Origin of the sequence: Streptomyces sp. NPDC088252, from assembly GCF_044740965.1 — a bacterium.
Classification (GTDB): Bacteria; Actinomycetota; Actinomycetes; order Streptomycetales; family Streptomycetaceae; genus Streptomyces.
The window spans coordinates 264511-270512 of record NZ_JBIURS010000012.1 but is presented as its reverse complement, the minus strand read 5'-3'; the positions used below and the strand labels follow the sequence as shown (position 1 = coordinate 270512).

Annotated in this window: 5 protein-coding genes; 3 read left to right on the top strand and 2 right to left on the bottom strand. The window is 72.7% G+C overall.

Going from position 1 to position 6002, the window contains the following annotated elements; translation table 11 throughout:
• Positions 1-417: IPT/TIG domain-containing protein (locus ACIOHC_RS25360; RefSeq protein WP_365694414.1), on the top strand; the 417-nt coding region annotated here is incomplete at its 5' end.
• A 285-nt stretch (positions 418-702) separates the two neighbouring features.
• A complete protein-coding gene (locus ACIOHC_RS25355) occupies positions 703-1809 on the top strand; it encodes an IPT/TIG domain-containing protein (protein WP_365694416.1) in 1107 nt (368 codons plus the stop codon).
• Here the strand turns inward: ACIOHC_RS25355 and ACIOHC_RS25350 are convergent.
• Positions 1779-2393 (bottom strand): MarR family winged helix-turn-helix transcriptional regulator, encoded by a 615-nt coding sequence (locus tag ACIOHC_RS25350; RefSeq protein ID WP_401844109.1) that lies wholly within the window; start codon positions 2391-2393, stop codon positions 1779-1781. The genes ACIOHC_RS25355 and ACIOHC_RS25350 overlap by 31 nt on opposite strands.
• A gap of 39 nt (positions 2394-2432) precedes the next feature.
• On the opposite strand from ACIOHC_RS25350, the gene ACIOHC_RS25345 reads away from it, so the two are divergent.
• Positions 2433-3365: an EamA family transporter gene (locus tag ACIOHC_RS25345; RefSeq protein ID WP_351079411.1), complete on the top strand. Its 933-nt coding sequence runs from the start codon at positions 2433-2435 to the stop codon at positions 3363-3365.
• Here the strand turns inward: ACIOHC_RS25345 and ACIOHC_RS25340 are convergent.
• Complete coding sequence (locus ACIOHC_RS25340) at positions 3304-5943, bottom strand: discoidin domain-containing protein (RefSeq protein WP_401844107.1); 2640 nt, start codon at positions 5941-5943, stop codon at positions 3304-3306. The two genes, ACIOHC_RS25345 and ACIOHC_RS25340, sit on opposite strands and share 62 nt — an antisense overlap.
• Positions 5944-6002: the final 59 nt, after the last annotated feature.

The window sequence follows — 6002 nt, the reverse complement described above, 5'->3', positions numbered from 1 at the left end:
GTGTCCTTCGGTGCCAACTCCGCGACGCCGACGGTGCTGTCGGACAGCCAGATCAGCGTCGTCGTGCCCGCGGGTGCGGCAGCCGGGTCGGTGGGGGTCAGCGTGACGACCGCCGGAGGCACCAACAACGGTCTGTCGTACACCTACATCGATGTCCCGACCATCACCGCAATCGCGCCGACTTCCGGACCGACGTCCGGCGGGACCGCGGTGACCATCACAGGCACCAACCTGACGTCCACGAGTCAGGTCACGTTCGGCTCGGTGCCGGCGCCGTTCTCGGTGATCAACGCGACGACGGTGTCCGCCGTCACCCCGCCGGGCACCCTCGGTGCGGTCGACGTCGGTCTTTCCAACCCCGCGGGTACGGCCACGGACGTCGGCGCCTTCACCTATGTGGCGGGTCCCGGCATCTGATCCGTCACGGGTGCGGCACCGACTGCCGGCGCGGAACGAACCCGGCGTCGGTGCCGCCTCCAGACGCGTGATGTCCGTCCGGTCCGGGACGTTCCGCGCCCGGCCGGGCGGGCTGACCGCTCGACGTCACTCGCTCACCGCCGCCCGGCCAGGAGGTCCGGGCGGCGCGCCGGTCGTCACGTTCCGAAGCGGCGTGCCGTCCGAATGCCCCCCTCACATCACCCCGACAGGAGAACGGCTGTGGAGAGCCCCGACAGCTCAATCCCCCACGTCACGCAACCGCCGGTGGCCACGGCCGCCCCGGCCGGCGCGGGCACCGTACGGACCACGGTGACCGCGCCCCATGGAACCGGCGACGGCACCGACTTCACCCTCGTGCTCGCGGCGCCCACGATCGGTTCCGTCGTCCCCAACCAGGGGTCGGTCGACGGCGGGAACACGGTCACGCTGACCGGAACCGGCTTCACCGGCGCGACCTCGGTCCGTTTCGGTACCGTCGCCGCCGCGTTCATCGCAGTCTCCGCGACGCAGGTCACCGCGATCGCCCCCGCCGCGCCCGCCGGCACCGTCAATGTCACGATCACCACTCCGGGCGGCACCAGCGCCGGGGTCCCCTACACGTATGTCGCCGGTCCGGTTCTGAGCGGTGTGGCTCCGGCCCAGGGGCCACTCGCGGGCGGCAACAGCGTCACCCTGTCCGGGACCGGTTTCACCGGGGCGACCTCTGTGCACTTCGGCGTGAACGCGGCGAGTCCGTTCACCGTCGTCTCACCGACCCAGCTGACCGCGTCCGTACCCACCGGCGGCCCGGGTCCGGTTGCCGTCACGGTCACCACTCCCGGTGGGACCAGCACCCAACCCGTCTCCTACTACTACCTCGGCGCACCGGTTCTCAACGCGATCAGCGCGGCGTTTGGGCAGGTGGCCGGTGGCAACTCCGTGACGCTGACCGGTACGAATCTTCTCCAGGCCACGGCGGTTCGCTTCGGTGCGACGGCGGCGACCACCTACACCATCGTTTCGGCCACGGAGATCAGGGCGGTGGTGCCGCCCGGTGCCGCCGGCACGGTCCCGGTCACCGTCACCACGCCCGGCGGCACCAGCAACAGCGTTGCCTACTCCTATCTCGGTGTCCCGGTCCTCACCGGTCTGGCGCCCGACCAGGGGCCGTCGGCGGGCGGAACGACCGTGACGCTCACCGGCACCGGACTGACGTACACCACCGCGGTGCTGTTCGCGGCCGTGCCCGCCGGCTTCACCGTGGTCTCCGACACCCAACTGACCACCACGGCACCGCCCGGCGCGGCGGGGGCGGTCACCGTCAGGGTCGTCACCCCCGGCGGCACGAGTATCGGCCTTCCCTACACCCGACTCGACCCGCCCGGCATCTGAGCGGTCCGGCACGTGGGATCCGCCTGATCCGTCGCGACGCGCGCGCGGTGCGGCGGTTCCACGTGGCCCAGCCATGTGGTCAGGAGCGCCTCCAGCTGTGCCGCCGCCTCCGGGGGCAGGGCGTCCAGGAGGCGGCGTTCGTTGCGCATGTGCTCGGTGAAGGCCCGGTCGATCAGTTCCCGGCCCGCGGGGGTGAGCGCGACCACCCGGCCCCGGCCGTCACCGGCCGAGCGGCGGCGGGTGACGAGGCCGTCGCGCTCCAGGCGGTCGATCCGCTTGGTCATCGCCCCTGTCGTGACCATGGTGTGCACCGCCAGTTCGCCCGGGGCCCGTTCGAACGGCTCGCCCGCGCGACGCAGGGCGGCCAGCACATCGAACTCGCCCTCGCTCAGTCCGAACCTCCGGTAGACCACGCAGAGCTGCTCGGTGAGCATTCCGGCCAGGCGGTGGAGCCGGCCGATCACCCCCAGAGGGCTCACGTCGACATCCGGTCGTTCCCTGGCCCATTCCGACTGGATACGGGCGATGTGGTCGAGCGGCGGGGGAGGGGGCGCGGAGGCGGGTCCGGTGCTGTCGGGGCACATGGCTTCACTGTAGCTTCCTCGGAAGACATAATAACTTCCATGGAAGCTACTTTTCGATGGGTCCTGATCACGGCGATCGCACCGGTTGCCTGGGGTACGAACTACTTCGTCACCCACGCGTATCTGCCCGCCGGTCACCCCCTGTACGGAGCCGCGATCAGGGCCCTGCCGGCGGGGCTGCTGCTCCTGGCCGTGCGCCGGGAACGGCCGCGCGGCCCCTGGTGGTGGAAATCCCTCGTTCTCGGCGCCCTCAACATGGGCGGGTTCTTCGCCCTCGTCTACGTGGCCGCCCAGTTGTTGCCGACCAGTACCGCGTCGACGGTCATGGCGACCTCGCCGATGGTGATGATGCTGATCGCCTGGGCGCTGCTCGCCGAACGCCCGCGCCTGCTGCCGCTGGCCGGCGCCGCCGTCGGACTGGGAGGGGTGTGCCTGATGCTGCTCGGCGGGACGGCGCCGACCGACGTGCGCGGAGTGCTCGCCTCCGTCGCCGCGATGCTCATGTCGTCCCTCGGCTACGTCCTGGCCAAGCGGTGGGGCGCCGAGGTCGACGTACTCGCCTCGACCGCCTGGCAGCTGATCGCGGGAGGGCTTCTGCTGCTGCCTCTCGCCGCCCTGGTCGAGGGCGCGCCGCCCGCGCTCGACGGACCGGCCGTCCTCGGGTTCGGCTACGTCACCGTGGTGGCGACCGCGCTCGCCTTCGCCGCCTGGTTCGCGGGTCTGCGCCACCTTCCCGCCGCCACGGTCGGACTGGTCGGACTGCTCAACCCGGTGACCGGCGTACTGCTCGGCACCGCCCTCGCCGGCGAGGCGCTCACCCCCAGGCAGCTCTGCGGGGCGGCCCTGGTCCTGGCCGGAATCCTGCTCGGACGGCCGATGGCCGGGAGACGGCCGCGCGGGGCGCCGTCGGTCACGGCTGCGCGACCCTCAACTCCCGTACTCCCACCGGCTTCTCCGCGTCCTCCGACGTGACCGTCAGCCGCACCCGACGAGCCGTCGCCCCCGACCGGTAGGGCTGCCAGTCCGTGCCGTTCACCGATGTCTCCAGCCGGTACGAGGACGAGCGGACGTCCGTCCACTCCGGCTCGATCGAGGTCACCGGGGCCGTGCGCCCCAGGTCCACCGTGAGCGCGCCCGTCGCACCGTCCGGGGACCATGCCGTGGCCGCGCTGCCGTCCACCGCGGCGGCCGCGTACAGGCCGGGGGTCTCGGAGGTCGCCGTCGCCGGGCGGCAACGGGCCGCGTCCGTCGTCGCGGCGAGGTCCGGGCGGCGGGTGGGCAGGGTCAGCGTGCCGGTGAGCAGACGGGGACCGGTGGGGGTGTGGACGGTGAACGGAGCACCGGAGGTCAGCCGGACCGTCGTCGTCAGCGGGCCGATCGCGACATCGTACGTACGGCCCCGGTACCGCAGGCCCGTCAGCGTGACGCCCTTGCCCAGCTGCGGCGGCAGCAGGGGGTCGAGGCGCACCCCGTCCTCCCGCAGGCGCAGGCCCGTCAGACCGTGCGTGAAGACCTGGAGGAATCCGCCCTTCCCGGTGAGGAAATCCTCCGCGGGACGACCCGACAACGGGTCCTGCGCGCCCGACTTCGCGCCCCGGGCCTCGCTGAAGAGAGCGAACGGGCCGCGCATGAACGGGCGTACGGAGCGCTGGAGATAGGTGTACGTCACACAGCCGGCCTCCCCGATCGCGGCGGCGTCGATCGCATGGACCGAGTCCGTCATCGCGGGGCCGTCCGGATCGGTGCGCACGGCGTAGTAGTCGAGCGTGGCCGCCGCGGTGCCGGGCTCCATCGGCCACTCCAGCGGGTAGATCAGCAGCACGGCGTCGGCCTGTTTGATCGTCGAGCCGTGGTAGCCCGCGTACTGAAGGAAGAGCTTCCGCTCGGGGTCGTACGGGATGCGCAGACCGTCCGCGACCCGTGTCCACTCGGGCGGTGCGGGATGCCCGAGCAGCCGCGCCGCGCGCGTGGCGTTGCGCAGGGCGGTGGCCGCGACCGCGTTGGTGAAGACCCCGTCGGTGACACCGTTGCTGTATTCGTCCGGGCCCGCGACCTCCTTGACCGAGTAGCTGCCGTCGGCGTCGGCGGTGGCCCGCGAGACCCAGAAGTCGGCGATGCCCGAGAGCAGCGGCCACCCATGACCGGCCAGCCAGTCGCGGTCCCCGGTCGCCAGGTAGTACTGCCAGACGGCGAGCGAGACATCGCCCTGGAGATGGTTCTGGGTGAGGCAGTGCGGGGGATTCCAGCTCTGGCACTCGGACCAGAGGTCGCCCCTGCTCGCGCTCGTCCACGGGTAGAACAGCCCCCGGAACCCCAGTTTCTGGGCGTTGGCACGGGCGGCCCCGCGCGTGCGGTACCGGTACTCGACGACCGGACGGGCTAGCTCGGGGCGAGTGGCGAGCAGCCCCGGATACATCCAGATCTCGGCGTCCCAGAACACCATGCCCGCATAGTTGTCGCTGGTCAGACCGGCCGGGGCGATGCTGTCACGAGACCCGGTCCGGGTGGAGGCGAGCAGTCCGTACTGCGCCGACCGCAGCCACTTCTGCAGCTCGGGACTGTCCGGTACGGAGATGTCCGCCGCCCAGGCCCGCCGCCAGGCGGCGGCGTTCGCCGCGAGGATGCCGGACCAGCCGCGCCGGGCCGCGCGCACCGACGCCGCACGGGCGGCGGCGGGCGGGGCCGACGAGGTGAGTGCGGTGTCGACTCCGACGTACTTCTCGACGGAGTACGTGCGCCCGGCGCGCACCCGGAGCTCGCTGTGCGGGCGGGGCGTGCCGGGTGCCGGTGCCCTGCCGCGCGCCGGACCCGGTCCGTCGGTGCGCAGCGTCTGGACGATCGCGCCGGCCGTCCCCGTGCCCCGCGTCCGGAACGTTCCGTCGCCCTTGAGCGTGATCCGGCGTGCGCCCCGCGGGTCCAGGCGGCCGGTGACGGTCGCCGTACCGCTCCAGCGCGGTGTCATGCGCAGCCGTACGGCGCCGGTGTGCACGTCGGAGCGGTCGGCGAGCACCTCGTGGACGAGGTCGGTCGCGCGCCCGTCGGCCGTGGTCCAGCGCAGTGACGTACGCACCAGGCCGCAGCGCAGGAACACCGTCTGGCGGTAGCGCGAGATCCGGGCCGTGGGGGTGCCGGAGCCGTACGTCTCGTTGCCCACGCGCAGGTCGAGGGTCGTCCAGCTGGGCAGCGCGGCGATCACCTCGCGGCCGGCCGCCAGGTCCTTCTCGCGCCCGAACAGGCCGGCGACGAAGGCGCCGTCGTAGCGCGGAGTGAACAGCGGCCAGCCGGTCTTCTCGCCCGACGCGGCATAGCCGGCGCCCGCGGCCGGCACGCGGTGTCCCAGATATCCGTTGCCGACGTAGGGGTCGTAGCCGTCGGCCCCGCCGAACCGGGTGGAGGTCGGGGCCCAGGTGGGGTCGGTGTCCCGGCCGCAGGTGGTGGCCGTGGGCGGGAGGGGAGCGGCCGCGTACGAGAGGGGCGGCAGCGGTGCGATCAGGGCGCCCGCGACCAAAGACGTCAGGGACGTGAGGAGACAGATGCGCGAGAGGCTCACCGTACGAAGGTAGGGAAGCGCGCGCCGGGCGACGGGGCACGGCGCGCGGCGCGCGGGTG